The sequence below is a fragment of the Bacillota bacterium genome (assembly GCA_033549065.1).
GTDB lineage: Bacteria > Bacillota > Dethiobacteria > DTU022 > DTU022 > JAWSUE01.
In genome coordinates this window covers 60,678-79,717 of the sequence record JAWSUE010000008.1, presented here as the reverse complement: position 1 = coordinate 79,717, position 19,040 = coordinate 60,678, and the positions used below count along the sequence as shown (strand labels likewise).

21 protein-coding genes are annotated in these 19,040 nt (G+C 44.1%); 13 read left to right on the top strand and 8 right to left on the bottom strand.

What is annotated here, in order from left to right:
* Positions 1-11: 11 nt before the first annotated feature.
* The 3 genes from SCJ97_06995 to SCJ97_06985 all read right to left on the bottom strand — a co-directional run bounded on the left by SCJ97_06995 (position 12) and on the right by SCJ97_06985 (position 2,345).
* Positions 12-263: a GlsB/YeaQ/YmgE family stress response membrane protein gene (locus tag SCJ97_06995; GenBank protein MDW7739788.1), complete on the bottom strand. Its 252-nt coding sequence runs from the start codon at positions 261-263 to the stop codon at positions 12-14.
* A gap of 86 nt (positions 264-349) precedes the next feature.
* Entirely contained in the window at positions 350-805 is a 456-nt protein-coding gene (locus SCJ97_06990; protein ID MDW7739787.1) for a thermonuclease family protein, read from the bottom strand.
* 172 nt (positions 806-977) lie between these two features.
* Positions 978-2,345: an MATE family efflux transporter gene (locus SCJ97_06985; GenBank protein MDW7739786.1), complete on the bottom strand. Its 1,368-nt coding sequence runs from the start codon at positions 2,343-2,345 to the stop codon at positions 978-980.
* A gap of 269 nt (positions 2,346-2,614) precedes the next feature.
* On the opposite strand from SCJ97_06985, the gene SCJ97_06980 reads away from it, so the two are divergent.
* Positions 2,615-3,211, top strand: a complete 597-nt coding sequence (locus tag SCJ97_06980) for a hypothetical protein (protein MDW7739785.1) — start codon at positions 2,615-2,617, stop codon at positions 3,209-3,211.
* A gap of 40 nt (positions 3,212-3,251) precedes the next feature.
* Here the strand turns inward: SCJ97_06980 and SCJ97_06975 are convergent, their stop codons facing one another.
* A complete protein-coding gene (locus tag SCJ97_06975; protein ID MDW7739784.1) occupies positions 3,252-4,394 on the bottom strand; it encodes a glycerate kinase in 1,143 nt (380 codons plus the stop codon).
* 174 nt (positions 4,395-4,568) lie between these two features.
* Here SCJ97_06975 and SCJ97_06970 point away from each other — a divergent pair, with 174 nt between their 5' ends.
* Entirely contained in the window at positions 4,569-5,612 is a 1,044-nt protein-coding gene (locus SCJ97_06970; protein MDW7739783.1) for a site-specific DNA-methyltransferase, read from the top strand.
* A 187-nt stretch (positions 5,613-5,799) separates the two neighbouring features.
* Positions 5,800-5,958, top strand: coding sequence for a hypothetical protein (locus SCJ97_06965; protein MDW7739782.1), 159 nt, complete (start codon positions 5,800-5,802; stop codon positions 5,956-5,958).
* Between the two features lie 63 nt (positions 5,959-6,021).
* Here SCJ97_06965 and SCJ97_06960 read toward each other — a convergent pair whose 3' ends face one another.
* Both SCJ97_06960 and SCJ97_06955 read right to left on the bottom strand, forming a co-directional pair.
* A complete protein-coding gene (locus SCJ97_06960; protein MDW7739781.1) occupies positions 6,022-6,192 on the bottom strand; it encodes a rubredoxin in 171 nt (56 codons plus the stop codon).
* Positions 6,193-6,244: 52 nt separating this feature from the next.
* Positions 6,245-6,742, bottom strand: coding sequence for a rubrerythrin family protein (locus SCJ97_06955; GenBank protein ID MDW7739780.1), 498 nt, complete (start codon positions 6,740-6,742; stop codon positions 6,245-6,247).
* 197 nt (positions 6,743-6,939) lie between these two features.
* Here SCJ97_06955 and SCJ97_06950 point away from each other — a divergent pair, with 197 nt between their 5' ends.
* The 9 genes from SCJ97_06950 to SCJ97_06910 all read left to right on the top strand — a co-directional run bounded on the left by SCJ97_06950 (position 6,940) and on the right by SCJ97_06910 (position 14,668).
* Positions 6,940-8,136: an aminotransferase class V-fold PLP-dependent enzyme gene (locus tag SCJ97_06950; protein MDW7739779.1), complete on the top strand. Its 1,197-nt coding sequence runs from the start codon at positions 6,940-6,942 to the stop codon at positions 8,134-8,136.
* Positions 8,120-8,515, top strand: coding sequence for a Fe-S cluster assembly scaffold protein NifU (nifU, locus tag SCJ97_06945; protein MDW7739778.1), 396 nt, complete (start codon positions 8,120-8,122; stop codon positions 8,513-8,515). Before SCJ97_06950 ends, nifU begins: the two co-directional genes overlap by 17 nt.
* 39 nt (positions 8,516-8,554) lie before the next feature.
* The gene (locus SCJ97_06940; protein MDW7739777.1) at positions 8,555-8,908 is read left to right on the top strand and encodes a sulfurtransferase TusA family protein; all 354 of its coding nucleotides are present in this window, start codon (positions 8,555-8,557) and stop codon (positions 8,906-8,908) included.
* Between the two features lies 1 nt (position 8,909).
* Positions 8,910-9,284, top strand: a complete 375-nt coding sequence (locus tag SCJ97_06935) for a DsrE family protein (GenBank protein ID MDW7739776.1) — start codon at positions 8,910-8,912, stop codon at positions 9,282-9,284.
* Between the two features lie 198 nt (positions 9,285-9,482).
* Positions 9,483-10,583: a TRAP transporter substrate-binding protein gene (locus SCJ97_06930; GenBank protein ID MDW7739775.1), complete on the top strand. Its 1,101-nt coding sequence runs from the start codon at positions 9,483-9,485 to the stop codon at positions 10,581-10,583.
* A 33-nt stretch (positions 10,584-10,616) separates the two neighbouring features.
* Complete coding sequence (locus tag SCJ97_06925; GenBank protein ID MDW7739774.1) at positions 10,617-11,105, top strand: TRAP transporter small permease; 489 nt, start codon at positions 10,617-10,619, stop codon at positions 11,103-11,105.
* Positions 11,102-12,409 carry a TRAP transporter large permease gene (locus SCJ97_06920; GenBank protein MDW7739773.1) on the top strand — a complete coding sequence of 436 codons (1,308 nt, stop codon included), beginning with the start codon at positions 11,102-11,104 and terminating at the stop codon, positions 12,407-12,409. The genes SCJ97_06925 and SCJ97_06920 overlap by 4 nt, the downstream gene beginning before the upstream one ends.
* A gap of 19 nt (positions 12,410-12,428) precedes the next feature.
* Complete coding sequence (locus tag SCJ97_06915) at positions 12,429-12,890, top strand: pyridoxamine 5'-phosphate oxidase family protein (protein ID MDW7739772.1); 462 nt, start codon at positions 12,429-12,431, stop codon at positions 12,888-12,890.
* An 80-nt stretch (positions 12,891-12,970) separates the two neighbouring features.
* Entirely contained in the window at positions 12,971-14,668 is a 1,698-nt protein-coding gene (locus tag SCJ97_06910; protein MDW7739771.1) for an acyl-CoA dehydrogenase, read from the top strand.
* 17 nt (positions 14,669-14,685) lie between these two features.
* Here SCJ97_06910 and SCJ97_06905 read toward each other — a convergent pair whose 3' ends face one another.
* On the bottom strand, positions 14,686-15,621 hold the full coding sequence (locus tag SCJ97_06905; protein ID MDW7739770.1) for a polysaccharide deacetylase family protein: 936 nt from the start codon (positions 15,619-15,621) through the stop codon (positions 14,686-14,688).
* Positions 15,622-15,737: 116 nt separating this feature from the next.
* Between SCJ97_06905 and SCJ97_06900 the strand changes: the two genes are divergently transcribed.
* Complete coding sequence (locus SCJ97_06900; protein MDW7739769.1) at positions 15,738-16,316, top strand: flavodoxin family protein; 579 nt, start codon at positions 15,738-15,740, stop codon at positions 16,314-16,316.
* A gap of 118 nt (positions 16,317-16,434) precedes the next feature.
* Here the strand turns inward: SCJ97_06900 and clpB are convergent, their stop codons facing one another.
* The gene (gene clpB / locus SCJ97_06895; protein ID MDW7739768.1) at positions 16,435-19,035 is read right to left on the bottom strand and encodes an ATP-dependent chaperone ClpB; all 2,601 of its coding nucleotides are present in this window, start codon (positions 19,033-19,035) and stop codon (positions 16,435-16,437) included.
* Positions 19,036-19,040 lie beyond the last annotated feature (5 nt).

Below are 19,040 nucleotides of genomic sequence, written 5' to 3'. Positions count from 1 at the left end.
TGAAGGCAACCCTATATTTTTGCCAGTTTTGCAATGTAAAGAACGAGAACGGCACCCAGGAAAGCAACAATTATTGTTGTCAGGTTGAATCCGCTTACGGCATTATGAATATTGAAAACTGCTCCTGCCAGCCAACCACCGACCAAAGCTCCAATCACACCTATTACAATATTGCCAACCAAACCGAAGCCTTTACCTTTCATTACCCGTCCGGCCAGCCATCCAGCAATCACTCCAACAATTAACCAGGTTAATATGCCCATTCAAATCTCTCCGATCATTTAATTAAATTATTGAACAAAAAAAGTAATCTATTATTCCCGTAAAATAAATTGTATCATTGTAGTACTTATGGCACAACTGGCGCTGGGTAACTGGGGATTCCTTGAGGATCTTTTATATTCCACAATCCACGCTGCCCATCCCGTGCTTCATTATTATAGATTGTAAAATAGTCTACATACTTAACATTCGGGGGGAAGATAACCTGCACGGCATATCCGTCAATTAAGAGTTGGGCATTAAACATCTTTTCTCTGATTTCCCGATCGTCAATATTTTCGGGAATCTCTATCCATAAATAAGCCAAAAGCCTGCCATACTGATCTCTCTCGGCAGCATCAAACTCAAGCCAGAGTTGTTCCCCTTCTATTTTTTTTCGGGTGTATTCAGTAGATTCAGGGCCGAATATCTCCATGCCTTTCTGCGGGTGATTGATTTCCGGAGCATCAACTCCTATGAAGCGCACTTTTTCTTCTGAGCCGTTGGGAAAGCGGGCATAGACCGTGTCTCCATCAATCACCATGGTGATTCGGACTTTTACAAGTTCAACTCCATCAGGGGCTGCTTCTTTAAAATTAAAACAACTGCTGAGGACTAAGATGATAAGAAGAAAGATGAAAAATAAAAAAAGTTGTAAGAAAAAGCGGTTGGTTTGCTTCATAAATAACAAATTCTATCTGATATGAAATACTCCTTCACTCTGAAGAAGCCGCCAGATTTTGTTTATCCGGGAAGAAGTAATTTTTGTGCTGCCTGATCAACCAGATAACAAGTATAAACGATAAAAGATCCGCCAGCGGAAATGCCAGCCAGATGCCCCGTAAATCAAAGAGAAAAGGCAGTAATAACAGAAGAGGGATCAGGAAAATAATCTGCCTGGTCATGGAAACAATAAAAGCTGACCTGGCTTTTCCTAATGCCTGGAACACTCCACCGGTAATCATCTGCACTCCGACAGTCAGGGAAAGTGCGAAAATGATTCTTAATGCGCTGCGACCCATTTCAATCGCTTCCGGATCGTCGGTAAAGATCTTGATCAGCGGCCCCGGAATTGACATGACCAGTATAAAGGCAAAAAGGGCAATCGCAGTGGCAACCTTCATAGCCAGAACAATTGTTTCATTTACACGAAGTTTATTTTTTGCCCCGTAATTGAATCCCACCAGGGGTAACATGCCTTGCACTACACCCAGAATAGGCATTAACGTGAACATGATTACCCTGTGAATGATACCGAGGACAGCGATTGCTATATCACCGCCGTAAAGGATCAGCATGTTATTGGCAACAATTAGCATAATACTGCCTGAGCCCTGTCGAACAAAAGCAGATGCGCCTATGGAAAGGATTTCGCCGATCAACTTTGGTTGGGGAGCCAGGTAGTGTATGCGTACTGAAAGAGAACTTTTACCGGTTTGAAAATAGAGGAAGAGGTAAAGTGCGGTTAACCCCTGGGCTAAAACGGTACCATAGGCTGCGCCTTGAATTCCCATATCTAAAACAAACATAAATATTGGTGTAAAGATTGCGTTAAGGATAGAGGACATGATCATTGTTGTCATAGCCATGCGGGCATTACCTTCAGCCCGGACAATGTTGTTGACGGCAAAGCTGTATGCAAAAAATATCGTTCCATAGAGGATTATCCCCAGGTAATCCCTGGCGTATGGCAGGATTGTAGCACTCGAACCAAATAAAATTAGCATTGGGGTTAGAAAACTTAAACCGAGCAGAGCGCCAACTACACTAACGGTGATTACCAGGCTGTTTATATTACCGAATGCCTCGTTGGCTTTCTGCAGGTTGCCTGCTCCCAGGGCTCTTGAAATAACTGAAGCGCCTCCTATACCGATAGCACCGCTTAAAGCCATGAAGAACATATGAAGTGGGAATGCTATAGCTACCGCGGCAACACCAACTGTTCCAACTCCACGGGCGATATAGATCGTGTCGATTACACTATGCGTGGCCATTACAAGCATACCAACAATTGCCGGAATGGCCAGATCGGCCAGCAGCCGGGGTATAGGATCTTTTCCTAATCTTTCGCTCTGTTCTTTCAATTTATGCATACCTACTCCAGTAGTTAATTAACACCTGTTTCCCATTATACCCCTCGGCCGGGGAAAAAAGGAGTATAATATTTATCCTGAATCATTTTGGCTTGAATAAATAATCCATTATGATAGAATTACTAAGGCAGGCTAGAGTGAACCTGCAAGAAAATGTAAATTATTTGATAACGAGGCCCTGTAGTTGTATTGACGATGGCCTGCAGTTGCAGGCTTATTTTATTATTCGGTTAATGGACTTCGCAAAATGGAGGTTGGTTATGATCAAAAAAATATTGCTGGTAATAATCTGCGTTTCCTTCCTGCTAGTGGCAGCAGGCTGTGGAAACAGTGAACCGGCCCCTGCTGTCAATGATACGATTTCGATTGAAGTTATTAATGAGACAGAAGAGATTATTATTTCTTTTGCCGTTTTTTTTGGTTCAGGCCTTGATGAGTGGGGAGTAGATATGCTCAATGATGAGCTTATCGAACCCGGAGAATCATACACTTTCGTTATGCCTGATGGAACTTATGATCTTTCCCTGCTAACATACGAGTTATATGTCATAGAAGGTGTTTGGGATATCAGTGACGATATTCGTGTTCAGGTTGGTGGAGATGGCATAATACCGGTTTTAGTAGAAAATAATACTGACACAGATATAGCGCTTTTTTATCTTTCCCCCAGTGATAGTGATGATTGGGGCGAAGACTGGCTTGGTGATAAATATTTTATTCCGGCTGAGACAGGAAGGCGAATATTCTTTGTTGATCCGGGAATATATGATTTTCTGGCGATTGATCTTGACGGAGAAAGAGTCCTGGAAGTTTATGAGGTTGTTATTGACGCCGAAAGGACCTTTACGATTAATTAATTAAGTATTTGCCAAATAACCCGTGGAAAATTTCTGCGGGTTATTTTCTTTTCAGGTTAATATTCAAGAATCGAAAAAGTTCTTTTGTTTTTGAATAGAGCAGTTCCGGTCCCCTGTTGATCGATTCTTCAAGGTCCATCGGACCGTTAGCAATGGCAAAACAGGCGCAAATTCCTTCATCGTGAAGCTTATCCAGGTCACCTTCGATACTTCCGGCAAGCGCAATGACTGGAATATTGTACCGATTTGCTCTTTTGGTTACGCCTATCGTTGTTTTTCCAAACAGGGATTGTCTGTCTATTTTCCCTTCCCCGGTTATGACCAGTGTGCTGTTCTTGATCAGGTTATCAAAGTTTATCAGGTCCAGAACCAGTTCTATCCCCGGTAGCAGTTCAGCATTTAGAAATGCAGTCATTCCAGCGCCTAAACCACCGGCAGCCCCTGCACCCGGGATGTCAGTTACATCAATGCCCAGATCTTTATTGAGAATCTCAGCATAATGCTTTAAAGCACTTTCAAGGGTTTCGATATCACTGTCTGAAGCACCCTTCTGCCGGCTGTAAATTAATGAAGCGCCTTCCGGCCCTGTCAGGGGATTTTGAACATCACAGGCAACCTTGATCCTGATATTCCCGAGCCGGTTATCCAGTTCAGATGTATCTATTCTGGTTAATTTTATTAATTCCTGACCACCAAAACCGAGTAGATGGTCGTTGCTGTCGAAAAATTTAACTCCAAGAGCCTGGGCCATACCCGCACCGCCATCATTGGTTGCGCTTCCGCCAATACCGAGGATTAGAATTTCACAACCTTCGTCGAGCACTGCTTTAATCAGTTCTCCGGTTCCGAAAGTTGTTGTTGTTTTGGGATTTCTCTCCTCGGGTTGGAGCAGGTGCAAACCTGAAGCTGCTGCCATCTCAATGATTGCTGTCTTACCATCTCCGGAGATTGCCCATGCAGCATTAATCGGGTTTCCTCCTGGCCCTGTAACCACTTCTGTTCTTCTATTAATCTGAAATATTTCAGCCAGACAGTCCATAAGGCCTTCACCGCCATCTGACAAAGGCGAGATAGCAAGTTCCGCTTCCGGCAGTATCTCTTCTATACCTTTTGAAATTTGAGTTGCAGCATCCCTGGCTGTCATACTGCTTTTAAATTTGTCAGGCGCGATTACTACTTTCATCATCAAGCTCCCTGTGCATGTTTTTCTGCTATTTTCTACAGCAGAGCCAAACTTCCTGCACTTCTTTTTATAAGTTAGCAGGCAGTCAATCTTTTATTGTTCAGCATTTGCCGGTAAGATATAATCACAGATGAAATATGATCAACTCGTAACAAATATTTATTGAGGTGAACAGTGCAAACAGTACACCGTATTTTTAATAAAGATGCCGAGACGATGACTGAACTTGATGACAAGAGCGTTGATCTTGTTGTGACTTCGCCACCTTACCCGATGATCGAAATGTGGGATAATCTATTTTGTGAAAAAGATTCCTCCATCAGGCCTATGATTGATCGTGGTAATGGTGATGAAGCTTTTAATCATATGCATCTTCTGCTTGAACCGATCTGGAAAGAATTATTCAGGGTAACCGTTGAAGGTGGGATTGTCTGTATCAATATCGGCGATGCTGTTCGTAGTTTGAATGGAACATTTAAAATTTACTCTAATCACGCCCGTATAATTAACTTTTTCTCTTCTGTTGGATTTACTACCCTGCCCTCTGTGATCTGGAGGAAACAAACCAATGCCCCTACCAAGTTTATGGGATCCGGAGTTTTGCCATCTGGTGCATATATAACACTGGAACACGAACATATCCTTATTTTTCGGAAAGGGGAAAAACGCAGGTTTGTCTCGGCAGAAGAGAAATTGAATAGGAGAAAAAGCGCTATTTTCTGGGAAGAGAGGAATGCTTGGTACTCTGATCTCTGGGATATAAAAGGAACAAGGCAGGAACGCAAGGGGGAAAGAACAATCAGGCGCAGTGCAGCTTTCCCCCTACAAATTCCTTACCGTTTGATTTGTATGTTTTCAGTATATGGCGATACTGTTCTTGATCCATTTATGGGAACCGGAAGCACTCTCATGGCGGCTATGCTGGCGGCCAGAAACAGTATTGGGTACGAGATCGACGAACAGTATTTCCCCCTTGTTGCTAACCGCGTGATCGAAGAGGGATGGCAGCACAATAACCTGATTGATAAAAGGTTAGCTGAACACAATAAATTTATTGATAAAGCAGAAAAAGAGGGTAGAAAAATGAAGTACGTTAATAATTACTATGGATTTAAAGTAGTGACCGGCCAGGAGAAGGAGTTAACCCTGTACAGGATTGAAAAGATTAATAAAAAAGAGTCTGGTATTTTTATGGCGGAGTATGGTGGATTGCTGTGATATAATAAAAAAAAGTAATATTACAATAGGTTTATGAATATTCGATATACCGACATAAGGAGGCGTTAAAATGGGTAATATAAAAATTCTACCTGCAGCTCTAAGCAGAATGAAGAAAGCTGATAGTCCTTATATTCTTTACATTGCAACCCTCGGTGGCTGAGGCGGTGGAGTCTCAACTCCTGCCGTGAAAGCAGGCACACCTGAAACATTGGATGATTATGAAAAACGAGATGTGGAAGGAATAACTTTCTATGTCCGTAATGATATGGTTAACAAAAATTACGAAATTAAATGGGCAGGGTTATGGATTTTTGGTGAACTGGTAGCAAATGAACTTGAATAAATTTGAGAAAAAAAATGCCCTTGAGAAAGGGCATTTTCTAAGTAATGGTTTTCAGTTGGTTTTTCAGGCTGTTTCCGGTACAGCCTGAAATTCGTCTTTATCAGCGCCGCACACCGGGCATGTCCAGTCATCGGGGAGATCTTCAAAAGCTGTTCCGGGAGCTATTCCGTGCTCGGGGTCTCCTGTATCAGGTTCATAAGTGTAATCGCAGAGCTCGCACATATAACTTTGCATTGTCAGCAACCCTCCAGGTAAGAGCTGAATGTTTCTAACTTTTTCCAATTAATTAAAACTGTTTGAAAGCTTTTTTTGCAGTATTGCAGATCGGGCACTTGTCAGGAACTGGATCGAGACCAACCCAGCCGCATACAGGGCAGAGATATACATCCTTATCTTCGACATCTTCGCCTTTAGCAACCTGATTTTTTAGATCGTTGAAGATTCCGCCATGAACTTTTTCCGCGGCATTTGCATACTCAAAAGTTTTTAGCGCGTCAGTCTCTCCTTCTTTATCAGCAGTTTCGATGAATTCAGGGTACATTTTGGTAAACTCATAATGTTCTCCTTCAGCTGCAGCCTGAAGGTTTTCAAGGGTGCTGTTTACTTTGCCTGCAATCTCAAAATGTTTTAAGGCATGGACTGTTTCAGCTTCAGCTATGGCCTGAAATATCCGTCCCACATTCTTAAATCCATCCTTTTCAGCCTTACGGGCAAAAGACAAGTATTTACGGTTGGCTTGTGATTCTCCGGCAAAGGCAGCCATTAAGTTATCTTTTGTTTTCATTTGCATCTCTCCTCTTAAATTATTTATTATTATTATGCAAAAGGGTAAAAATAATTTCAACATCTTCCCTTCGATACCCTTTTTTCATAATCTAAGGTTGACAGGCTTAGAATTATATCCTATAATTTCAGTAGGAATTATATAATTAAAAATAAAACCTGTCAATACTTGCAGCAAAAGAAGAAAGGAGTTTGCTGATGAAAACTATTAATCTCGATTATGCTGCAGCAGCCCCGGTGGAACCAGCAGTGTTAGAGTATATGCTCCCATACTTTAAAGAGTATTACGGTAATCCTTCCAGTGGTCACAGCTTGGGAGAAAGACCAAGAAAAGCACTTGAAGAAGCCCGTGAAAAAGTTGGGATTTTATTGGAAGCAGAACCAAAGAATATTATCTTTACTTCTTCTGCTTCTGAATCTAACAACCTGGCCATCAAAGGTCTGGCTGCATCGGCAAAGAATAAAGGGAATCATATAATATCCTCGACGATAGAGCACTTTTCTATCCTTAATCAACTCAAAACACTTCAGAAAAATGGATACGAGGTGACTCTTATACCGGTGGATCGCCACGGTTTCCTATCTCTGGATAAGCTTGCTGAAGCCATTAAGGATGAGACCATTCTTATTTCGATTCAGACTGCAAACCCTGAAATTGGTACGATCCAGCCGGTTGAAAAAATTGCCGCTATCGCCCGTGAAAAAGGCATAACTTTTCATACAGATGCCACGGCAGCGGCTGGATGGATTCCGTTATCCGTTGAAAAAATGGGAGTTGACCTGCTGACTCTGGCTGGAGATCAGTTTTACGGTCCCAAGGGAACCGGCGCATTGTTTATTCGACGCGGGGTAAGGTTAACTCCTTTAATTGAGGGAGGAATTCAGGAGAGAGGGCTGCGGGCAGGAACAGAGAATGTTGCCCTAATTGCCGGTATGGGTGAAGCTGCGCGGATCGCTTCTGAAAATATTGAGCAAAATTCAAAAGTAGTGGCTGCACAGAGAGACAAGCTAAAAGAAAGCCTGTTGGCAAACGTTCCACACCTGCACTTAAATGGCCACCCGGAGCAGAGAGTCCCCCGAAACCTTAACCTCTCTGTTGAATTTGTTGAAGGAGAAGCGCTATTAATGAGGCTGAATATGGTCGGGATTCATGTATCCAGTGGTTCGTCATGCACGTCACAAGCCTTGAAATCATCTCACGTGCTTTCGGCCATTGGTGTTCCCCCGGAACTAGCCCAGGGGTCACTACTTTTTACTCTGGGAAAAGAGAATATTGCTGACGATATCCCATATATTACCGAACAACTTGGTCAGGTCGCAGGTCTCTTAAGGAATATGTCACCGCTCTATCATCAGTATTTAAAGGAGGCTGAAAAGAATGCCCCAGTACAGTGACAAAGTAATGGATCATTTTACAAATCCAAGAAACATAGGTGAAATAACTGACCCTGACGGGGTTGGAGAAGTCGGAAATCCTGTTTGTGGAGATATGATGAAATTTACTATTAAGGTAAAAGATGGCCGTATTGAAGATGTTAAATATCTGACATTTGGTTGCGGTGCGGCAATTTCAGTATCAAGTATGGTATCTGAAATGGCCAAGGGTAAAACCCTTGAAGAAGCACTCAAAATTACCAACAAACAGGTCGCTGAAGAGTTGGGAGGGCTTCCCGGCAATAAGATGCACTGTTCAAACCTGGGAGCCGATGCCCTGCATAAAGCGATTGAAGATTATATGGAAAAGAATAAGATTAAAGCCGAGAGTGGTTCCTGACCCTCTTTAAAACCTGCTCCGGCTAAGGGAGGTTTACCGATGAATAAAGAAGAGATGCAGTTGCAGTCAGATCAATCTTGTAAATGTCCTTTTTGTGATGAACCGATATGTCCTGATCCAACTGATAACAAGTATACGTGCGGAACACACGGCAAGCTGAAAATCCAGCGGGTTGACTGCGTTGGCTTATACTGCCCGGTTCCGGTGATGAGAGCAAAGGAAGAGATTGATTTGTTAGAAAAAAATATGCTGATGGAACTTGTTGCAGATGATCCTGCTTCGGCAGAAGATATTCCCCGCTGGGCAAAAGTGGCGGGTCATACTCTTATCCAGATGTTCAAAAAAGGTGATGAGTATCACTTTCTAATCAGAAAAGATAAGGAGGATGATTAAAATGGCTGAAAAGAAAAAGATATTGTATGTACAGACGAGTGGAACCAATACTCCCGAAAGGTTATATTCGCCCCTGATCCTTGCCCAAACCGCAAAAGCGATGGGCCTTGATGCAACAGTATATTTTCTGGGGTTGGGGATGAAAAACCTGGTAAAAGGGGAAGCCGAGAAAGTTAAAATCGGGGAATTTCCCAACTTGTTGGAGGTTATAAAGCAGACAGCAGCACAGGGTATCGAGATCATGGCCTGCCAGCAGAGCATGCAGCTCTTTGGCGGTGAAATAAAAGCCGAAGATCTCATTGAAGAAGCTAAAATAGCCGGCGCTGCAACTTTAAACGATCTGGCCCTTGAAGCGGATGCTATATTAACCTTTTAAAAAAAAATAAATATAAGAAGGATTATCTCCAGCTTTGCCGAATAACTATTTTTGTAGCATGGTAGAACGGCAGGGATTGGTGAGTATTTATACCGGCCGGTGAGCCGGTATATTTTTGTTTTCTGTTATACTCCTGCCGGAGTATATATTTTTTTACCCTGATCGCTGACCGTGATAAACTTGAAGGAGGAGAAAACTTTGAAGAAAAATTTACTGGTAATTGCTCTGTTCATATTGATCTTGCTGCTGGCTGGTTGTGGAAACGAGGAAGCTGCTGAGCAGGAGGTAGAAACAGAGGGTGAAGAATCTGCAGAAGTTTTTGAGTTTACATTGGCCCATTTTTTCCCTGCCGGGCACCCGGCTGAAACCGAGCTTGTTCAGGGCTGGGCTGCAGAGCTATTTGACGCAAGCGAGGGTAGGATTGTGATCACCAGCTATCCGGGTGAAACTCTTCTAAAAGCTGATGAAACCTACAGTGGAGTTGTATCCGGTATTGCCGATATAGGAATGTCTGCTTTCTTTTATACACGTGGACGTTTTCCTGTTTTGGAAGTATTCGAACTGCCCGGAATAATCTACAACAGCTCATTTGCTGCCAGTATGGTCGCCTGGGAAGGAATCAAACAGCTGGATCCACAGGAAGTTCAGGATACCAAGCTAATGTTTGTAATCGCTACCGGACCTGGTGATCTCTTTACAACAAAACCGGTTCGAAGCCTTGAAGATTTACAGGGGATGAAAATAAGGGCAGCAGGCTTGAGTGCTGATACCCTTGCTCTGCTGGGTGCCACACCGGAAGCAATGCCTCAGCCTGATGCTTATGAAGCACTGGCCCGGGGACTTGTTGAAGGCAACCTGGCTCCGGTTGAAGTTTTACAGGGTTGGCGTCATGCTGAAGTCACAGATTATCTGACCAGAACCCCTTTTCTTTACAATGCTCTTTTCTTTGTAACGATGAATCTCGATAAATGGGAATCGCTTCCAGCGGATCTTCAGGATATATTTCTGTTAACCAGCGAGCGGTTTCATCAGGAGGTTGCTGCTGGGTTATGGGATGCCCAAAATGAGAAAGCGCTGACCTGGGCAATTGAAGAAACGGGGCAGGAAGTGATCATTTTAAGCGAGGAAGAGATGGAGCGATGGTTAGCCAGGATTGAACCGATTCAGGAAGGGTTTGTGGAAAAATTGAATCAGCTGGGTTTCCCTGGAGACGAAATACTGGAAACAGTTAAATACCTATCGGAAAATTATTCAGTTCTAACTTTCTCGGTTCATGAATGCGATGATGGTTGTCAGTAGCAAATATCATGGAAATATGAGGACCAGGATATCATGCAGTTTATCAGGATTTTGCTCGGACGAATTAACAGGGGTCTTGATTTGCTGGCCGGTTTGATACTGGCCTTTACGGCCGGTTTGGTAGTTGCCAATATATTGGGGAGGACACTGCTGCAGCGCTCTATTCTCGGGACATACGAGATGGTTGGGTTTTTTACCGCTGCAGCAGTAGGTCTTGCCCTGGCCAGGTGTGCCCTCGAAAACAGTCATATTGCCATTACTTTTATCATGGAGCGGGTGCCTTTTAATGTACAGCGGGTTGTGGAGCTTTTCATCGGCATACCCGTTGCCCTCTTTTTATCTCTTGCTGCCTATCACTTATTTCAATACGGGCTTGCCATGGCCGGCAGCGGTGAAGTATCGCCTACCACTCAGATAATCTATTACCCCTTTATATATCTTGTCGCTGTAGGTTTTCTGATGCTATCCCTGACGGCATTGTTCAGACTGCTCGACGAATGTCAGGAGGGAATGACTAAATGAGCCCGGTAACCGCAGGTTTAATCGGTATATTCCTATTCTTCACATTAATTATTTTAAGAATACCTATAGCTTATGCCATGGCGTTAATCGGGTTTGCAGGATTTAGTTATCTCACATCAACCACAGCCGCCTTTGCCATGGTATCGAGGGGTTTATTTTCAACTTTTTCAAATTACTCGCTCAGCGTAATTCCCATGTTTATCTGGATGGGATTTTTGGCATTTCATGCCGGGATTGGCGCAAGATTGTATAACCTTGCCTATAAGTTTGTCGGGCACTTGCCAGGAGGATTGGCCATTGCTACCCAGGCTACCTGTGCCCTTTTCGGTGCTGTGTGCGGATCAAATACGGCAACTGCAGCAACCATTGGAGCTATAGCCCTACCTGAAATGGAGAAATACAGGTATGACCATTCTCTTTCAACAGCAAGTGTTGCCGCAGGAGGTGCTCTCGGTGTATTAATTCCACCCAGCGTTATTTTCATTGTTTACGGGATTGCTGCTGAACAATCAGTTGGTAAGTTATTTCTTGCCGGAATTATTCCCGGTTTTCTACTAATGGTTCTCTACATGCTGGTCATCTACATTATTGCCCGCAGGAACCCAAATCTTGGACCGGCTGGTCCCAGGGCAGATTGGGGTGAAAGATTTAAGTCTCTTGGTGGTGGGCTCTTCGAAGTATTGGTTATATTTGCCATTTCACTGGGAGGCTTGTTTGCCGGATGGTTCACCCCAACCGAAGCAGGTGCTGTTGGCGTTGCAGGGGTAATGCTGGTAACAGCTGTTCAAAAACGGTTGACTATAAAAATTATCATAAAATCTTTGGCAGATACAACCCGGACCACGGCCATGATCATGCTCCTGGTTGCTTCAGCGGTCATTTTTGGTCGTTTTATAGCTATCAGTCGCATTCCTTTTGTTATGGCCGATTGGGCGGCAGCCCTTGATCTGCCTGCATTTGCGGTAATCGCGCTGATTTTATTGATTTATCTAGTTTTAGGGTGTTTTATAGATGCCCTGGCCCTAATATTATTGACTATTCCTATATTTTTACCGGTTGCCGTTACTGTTTTGGGTTATGACCCGATCTGGTTTGGAGTAATTATAGTAATGGTGGTTGCCATGGGGGTGATTACCCCACCGGTGGGAATGAATGTTTATATAGTCAAGGGAGTTGCAGGCAATGTTTCACTGGAGACAATCTTCAGGGGGATCTGGCCATTTTTATTTGCTATAATGGTCTGCCTGGCAATGTTGATCAGCTTCCCCCAGCTGGCTACATTTTTACCATCCCTGCTTCATTAAATAAGTGAGGTGTACTGCTATGTTAAAACCGGAAAGTTGCCTGTCAGAGGCGGAAATCAATGAAATACTGACAAAAGCACCGGTTGGCAACCTGGCCCTGGCCATGGAGGATGTTCCCTATACAATACCAATGAATTTTGTTTATCATCAGGGGAAAATCTATTTTCACTGTAAGCCTGAAGGAAGAAAGATAAATTATCTGGAAGCCAATCCAAAAGCCTGTTTCCAGGTGAGTGAAGTTGGTGAGATGATCAGGGGGAAGAATCCCTGCAAGTACGGTTACAAATTTAGAAGTGTTACTGTCGAGGGGGTTATGCAGGAAGTTAAGGAATACCAGGATAAGCTTGATGCTCTGGAAATTCTATCAGTGAAATATACCGGCCCGAAATTGGCAGTGGGGAAAATAATGCCTGGACAGGTAGAAAAGGTCAGGGTTTTTTGTCTCCAACCGGAAATTATAGCCGGTAAAAAAGACTCCTGAACGGTTATGATAAGAGGGTTTTAAGGCTGGGACAGCGAATTATTGATTAAATTCAAACCCTCAGGGATGGAGGAGATTCCATGATTCTGCTGAACCCTGGTCGGCACAGTAGGGAATACCATGATGGGCATACCCGCGATTTAATGATCAGGACAATCGAATTATTTGAACAAAAGGGCAAGCAGAAGTTAAAGGAAGATGACCGTAACCGCGTTTGGTATGAAGACTTCCTCTCATTTATCAAAGACAACGAGATTTTCTATAAACTGTTGACACCCCAACAATACGGTGAAGAGAATTGCCGCTGGGACACCTGGCGGAACTGTGAATTTAATGAAATTCTTGCTTTTTACGGGCTGCATTACTGGTATACCTGGCAGGTATCGATTCTCGGGCTTGGACCGATATGGATGAGCAATAATGAGATACAGAAGAAAAGAGCGGCACGGTTGCTTAAAGATGGCCAGGTATTCGCCTTTGGACTATCCGAACGTGATCACGGTGCCGATGTATATTCGACCGAAATGAGACTCTCTCCCCAATCTGACGGGACTTACCTGGCAAATGGAGAAAAATATTATATTGGAAATGGTAACATTGCCGAGATGGTTTCAACCTTTGGCAAGATGGAAGGAAGCGACGATTATGTTTTCTTTGTTGCCAATTACAGTCACAAGAACTACGAACTGGTAAAAAACATAGTTAATTCACAGTCTTATGTGGCAGACTTCATTCTTAAAGATTATCCGGTTACCAAGGAGGAAATTCTTTCCATAGGACAGGATGCCTGGGATTCAGCTCTTAATACGGTTAATGTGGGCAAGTATAATCTCGGTTGGGCTTCAATCGGCATCTGTACCCACGCGTTTTATGAAGCGATTAACCACGCCGCTAACCGTACCCTTTATGGAATGAAAGTAACCGACTTTCCCCATGTAAAGCAGATGTTTACCGATGCTTATGCCCGCCTGACCGCAATGAAGCTCTTTGCCCTCAGGGCGGCGGACTATATGCGTGGTGCTTCTGCTGAAGACCGGCGTTATCTTTTATACAACCCCACAGTAAAAATGAAGGTTACTACCCAGGGAGAAGAGGTAATTAATTTGCTCTGGGATGTTATTGCAGCTAAAGGTTTCGAAAAGGATACATATTTCGAGATGGCTGCCCGGGATATCCGGGCCTTACCCAAATTGGAAGGAACCGTCCATGTTAATATCGCCCTGATAGTAAAGTTTATGGCAAATTATTTCTTTAATCCTCTTGATTACCCACCGGTGGAGAAACAGGATCAACCCAGCAATGATGATTTCCTTTTTAACCAGGGTCCGGCACGTGGTTTGGGACAAATCAGATTCCATGATTATAACCGGGTATACAACAGTTTTAATCTGCCTAATGTAGATTTATTCAAGGAGCAGATTTCCACGCTCAAAGAATTTTTGGCCGGGGCTACGCCTGATGCAAACCAGCAGAAAGATACCGATTTTCTGCTCTCTTTGGGAGAGATGTTTACACTTGTTGTCTACGGACAGTTGATCCTTGAGAACGCGGAAATCTATCAAACAGACCTTGCCTTGGTTGATCAGATCTTTGATTTTATGGTCCGCGACTTTTCGAAGTTTGCTTTAAACCTGTACAGCAAGGCCAGTACCAGTGAAACCCAGATGGCTTATCTGCAGCAGATGTTTAAAAAGCCGGCCGTGGATACTGACCAGTTTAATAAAGTTTGGAATGAGCAGGTTCTCTCCCTGAGAGGTTCATATGAAATGAAACCATAGCAATCCATTAAGGATTTTTAAATTAGAGGCTCGGCTAGAAGAAGTTCACGTAACGAACATGGTTCCAGGCCTCTGTCGCGAAGTCCGGTGATAATAGCCGGCAGTGCAGCTATGTCATTGGTTGTAAAATGGAGCAGGACAATACTGCCGCCACTTGCATTGGCGAGCACATGTTCAATTATACGCTGCGTGGTTGACACTTCATTCCTCAGAGCATAAACCAATTCCACGTCCCAGAGGATAGGGAACATTCCTTTTTCCGCTATGATTTCCTGGTAGCGCCTGGTCCGGGCGCTGTTAGTGGAAGTAAAACCATCCATGCCCGGCGGGCGGAAAAAGTAAGTCTTATAAGGATAACCCAGGGCTTCATCAACAGAGTTCTGCCAGCGGTTCAGCTCTTCTCTGATCCGATCTTCAGCGATAGTGGTTAAAAATGCATGGCTGTAGGTATGGTTACCCAGTTCGTGTCCTTCATCAACTGCCCTGCGCCATACCTCCGGATTATTATCGACCCAGGAACCCATGGGGAATAGGGTGGCCTTTACATTATATTCCTTCAGATAGTCAAGTGTTTGATTAATCAGTTCTGCCCGGTTACCGTCATCAATCGTAATTGCTACTTTATTGGTATCCCGATTGCCATGATAGATAATCGTTGAAGAACGAAGCATACGGTTTTCCTCAACCAGCTCTTCGTTTTCCCTTCGTAATTCTTCATTTTCGTCAGAAATCTCGTCATATTGTTCCCATAGCAGATCATTTTCCTGTTGCAGTTGAAAGAGGTCATCTTTTAAGCGGTCAATATCGCCCTGAAGCGATCTGATTGCCATGTACTGAATAAAGCTGAAACCGGATAGGGCCAGTACGGCAAGGATCAACAGAATTAAAATAAATAATCGTGCTACAGACTTTTTCTTTGGCTGCCTGGACCTGCTGTAATATTGAGTGTTCATAACTACCACCTTTGGTAATATTGCTTGCTATTCCCATTTTACTGCTTATATGTTACCCTACTAAAAAAGATAAAACAATAGTTCTTTACCAAATCTGGAAAAGGAAGTGAATTATATTGAAAACATTACTGGCGATAGGTTCGAGCCCGCGGCGCAATGGCAACAGTGATCTGCTTCTCAGGGAATTTAGTCGTGCCGCAGAAGATGCCGGATGGCATGTTGAAATGCTTTTTATAAACGACCTAAATTTCAGACCCTGCCAGGCCTGTGACCTTTGTGCAAAAGACGGGCAGTGTGTCTTGAAAGATGATATGCAGCAGGTATATCCAAAGCTGATCAACTCTGATGCCCTGGTTATTGCCAGCCCTGTTACATTCGGTTCTCTAAACGCCCAGTTAAAAATGTTTATAGACCGTTTCCAGTGCTGGTGGAATGCCAAATATACCCTTCAGAAACCCTTTATTCCCGAAGAGGCGAACCGAAAAGGATTTTTTATCTGCGTCGGCGCTCTAAAGAAAAAAGATTACTGCGAAAATGCTATCGAAATTATTAAAGTATACTTCCACAACATCAACCACAAGCTGGCCGGTACCCTTGCTGTCAGAGGCTATGATGAAAAAGGAGCAGTCCTGAAAGATCCCCAGATACTTCAGGATGCTTACCAGGCCGGCAAAGACTTCATCGCCAGCACATAACTCCCAGACAAGGGGACAGGGACTTGTCTGTACCCTTACACTTCAAAAACTTCCGAAATGGAATAAGGTTACAAAGGTTACACATCAGACAAGTCCCTGTCCCCTTGTCTGTACGTTGTTAGATATTGTTCTGTGTGAATTCGATTCCTGTTTCAGTTTTGGATATCAGTATTACATCATTGGAAGTGACCGTGCCGGAAATTATTTTTCTCGACAGAGGGGTTTCTACTTCCTGCTGGATCACTCTTTTGAGCGGTCTTGCACCGAAGGCAGGATCATAACCACGTTCAGCCAGGTATGTGACAACTTCGTCAGCCCATTTAATAGTCAGATCTGCAGTCTGGGCCAGCCTTAATGCGAGTTTATTTAAAAGCAAAATCGCAATCTGGCGGACCTGTTCTTTTTCTAATGCTCTGAAAACAATAGTTTCATCGACGCGGTTTAGAAACTCCGGTCGGAAATGATGACGCAGCAGGTTAAGTACGGCTTCTTTCATCTGCTCGTATTCTCCGCCCTTCTCATGAAAAGTGAGAATTTCCTGGCTGCCGATATTGGAAGTCATGATTACAATTGTATTGCGAAAATCCACAGTCCGCCCTTTACCGTCTGTAAGGCGCCCGTCATCCAATATTTGCAGCATGGCGTTGAATACATCCTGGTGAGCTTTCTCTATTTCGTCAAAAAGAATAACACTGTAAGGTTTTCTTCTGACTGCTTCAGTTAACTGTCCACCTTCTTCATACCCTACATAGCCGGGAGGAGCACCCACAAGGCGGGCAACAGTGTGTTTTTCCATGTATTCCGACATATCAAGACGGATCATATTCCTTTCATCGTCGAAGAGGGCTTCAGCAAGCGCCCGGGCAAGTTCTGTTTTCCCAACACCGGTTGGCCCCAGGAAGATGAAACTACCAACAGGTCGGTTTGGATCTTTGATGCCGCTTCTTGCCCTGAGCACTGCATCAGAAACAGCACTGACTGCTTCATCCTGGCCGATAACCCTTTCGTGGAGAATCTCCTCCAGACGCATTAATTTTTCGCGTTCACCTTCGAGCAGACGGCTGACCGGCACCCCGGTCCAGCGGCTAACTACTCTGGCAATTTCTGTTTCTGTTACTTCTTCGTTGAGCAGCATATTCTGTTTTTGCTTTCCGGCCAAATGTTCCTCTTCAGATTGAAGGCGTCTTTCAAGATCGTTTAACCGGCCGTATTTCAGTTCAGCTGCCTTGTTGAGGTCATATTCACGTTCGGCTTTCTCGATTTCGGTACGAATTTCGTCAATTTCACGTTTAATGTTACGTACCCTTGAAATAGACTGTTTTTCAGTTTGCCACTGGGCTTTCATTGCATCTGCTTCGGAACGCAGTTCGGCTAATTCTTTCTGTAATTTATCCAGCCTTTCACGAGAGGCAGTATCTTTTTCTTTGTTAAGAGCAGCCTCTTCGATTTCCAGCTGCATAACCCGTCTGGTAATTTCGTCCAGTGCTGCGGGCATGCTGTCAATCTGGGTTCTCAGGTGAGCTGCTGCTTCATCAACCAAATCGATAGCTTTGTCGGGCAGGAAGCGATCACTGATATAGCGGTCAGATAAAACAGCCGCTGCTATCAATGCGCTGTCCTGTATTCTTACCCCGTGGTGGACTTCATAACGCTCCTTTAATCCACGCAGGATTGAAATTGTATCCTCCAGAGAGGGCTGGTTAATCCTGATCGGCTGAAAACGTCTTTCCAGGGCAGCATCCTTTTCTATATGTTTGCGATATTCATCGATAGTGGTTGCCCCAATGCACTGCAATTCACCCCTGGCCAGCATCGGTTTAAGCAGGTTCCCCGCATCCATAGCGCCTTCTGCGGCTCCTGCACCTACGACTGTATGAAGTTCATCAATAAAGAGGATGATCTTTCCCTCTGCATCCTGAACTTCCTTCAATACAGCTTTCAGCCTTTCTTCAAACTCTCCGCGGTATTTTGCTCCGGCAACCAATGCACCCATATCAAGGGTAATAACTTTCTTATCTTTCAATCCTTCCGGTATATCGCGGGCAACAATCCTGCGAGCCAGCCCCTCAACAACCGCAGTTTTACCCACACCTGGATCGCCGATCAGAACAGGATTGTTTTTGGTCCGCCTCGATAAGATTTCAATCACCCGGCGAATCTCTTCATCCCTGCCGATAACCGGATCCAGTTTGCCTTTTTCAGCCTGTTCAGTCAGGTCACGACCGTACCTGAGAAGTGCTTCATAAGTATCTTCAGGGTTATCGCTTGTAACACGCTGTGACCCACGGACTTCTTTCAGAGAACCTAACAAAGTATTGCGGTTAAGGCCCACCTGGCTGAGTAGTTTTTTCAAGTCATCTTCACTTTCCTCGGTGAGGGCCAGTAAAATATGTTCAATACTGACGTATTCATCCTTAAGCTGTTTTGCTTCCTGCTCTGCCCTGGAGAGCACACGGGCCATGGACGAACTCATCTGAAGGGTGCCTTCATATCCCGAAACTCTGGGGATAACTGAAAGTAATTTTTCCACGCCCTGGCGAAGAGAAGCGGAATCGATACCCGAATGCTGCAGGAAACGTACGGCCAGACCTTCTTCCTGATCGAGTAGAGCGGCAAGAAGATGCTTGGGACCGACAACCTGATGCCCGCGGTTAACGGCAAGCTCTTGAGAAGCAGAAAGAGCCTCTCGTGATTTATTTGTAAAACGGTTTAAGTCCATAAAAA

Coding starts and splice junctions, on each gene's coding strand:
- SCJ97_06975 (MDW7739784.1), bottom strand. CDS start 4,394: ATGAAAGTAGTAATCGCGCCTGACAAATTTAAAAGCAGTATGACAGCC.
- SCJ97_06905 (MDW7739770.1), bottom strand. CDS start 15,621: ATGAACACTCAATATTACAGCAGGTCCAGGCAGCCAAAGAAAAAGTCT.
- SCJ97_06935 (MDW7739776.1), top strand. CDS start 8,910: ATGGCTGAAAAGAAAAAGATATTGTATGTACAGACGAGTGGAACCAAT.
- nifU (MDW7739778.1), top strand. CDS start 8,120: ATGCCCCAGTACAGTGACAAAGTAATGGATCATTTTACAAATCCAAGA.
- SCJ97_06955 (MDW7739780.1), bottom strand. CDS start 6,742: ATGAAAACAAAAGATAACTTAATGGCTGCCTTTGCCGGAGAATCACAA.
- SCJ97_06980 (MDW7739785.1), top strand. CDS start 2,615: ATGATCAAAAAAATATTGCTGGTAATAATCTGCGTTTCCTTCCTGCTA.
- SCJ97_06920 (MDW7739773.1), top strand. CDS start 11,102: ATGAGCCCGGTAACCGCAGGTTTAATCGGTATATTCCTATTCTTCACA.
- SCJ97_06910 (MDW7739771.1), top strand. CDS start 12,971: ATGATTCTGCTGAACCCTGGTCGGCACAGTAGGGAATACCATGATGGG.
- clpB (MDW7739768.1), bottom strand. CDS start 19,035: ATGGACTTAAACCGTTTTACAAATAAATCACGAGAGGCTCTTTCTGCT.
- SCJ97_06915 (MDW7739772.1), top strand. CDS start 12,429: ATGTTAAAACCGGAAAGTTGCCTGTCAGAGGCGGAAATCAATGAAATA.
- SCJ97_06995 (MDW7739788.1), bottom strand. CDS start 263: ATGGGCATATTAACCTGGTTAATTGTTGGAGTGATTGCTGGATGGCTG.
- SCJ97_06990 (MDW7739787.1), bottom strand. CDS start 805: ATGGTGATTGATGGAGACACGGTCTATGCCCGCTTTCCCAACGGCTCA.
- SCJ97_06950 (MDW7739779.1), top strand. CDS start 6,940: ATGAAAACTATTAATCTCGATTATGCTGCAGCAGCCCCGGTGGAACCA.
- SCJ97_06960 (MDW7739781.1), bottom strand. CDS start 6,192: ATGCAAAGTTATATGTGCGAGCTCTGCGATTACACTTATGAACCTGAT.
- SCJ97_06940 (MDW7739777.1), top strand. CDS start 8,555: ATGAATAAAGAAGAGATGCAGTTGCAGTCAGATCAATCTTGTAAATGT.
- SCJ97_06925 (MDW7739774.1), top strand. CDS start 10,617: ATGCAGTTTATCAGGATTTTGCTCGGACGAATTAACAGGGGTCTTGAT.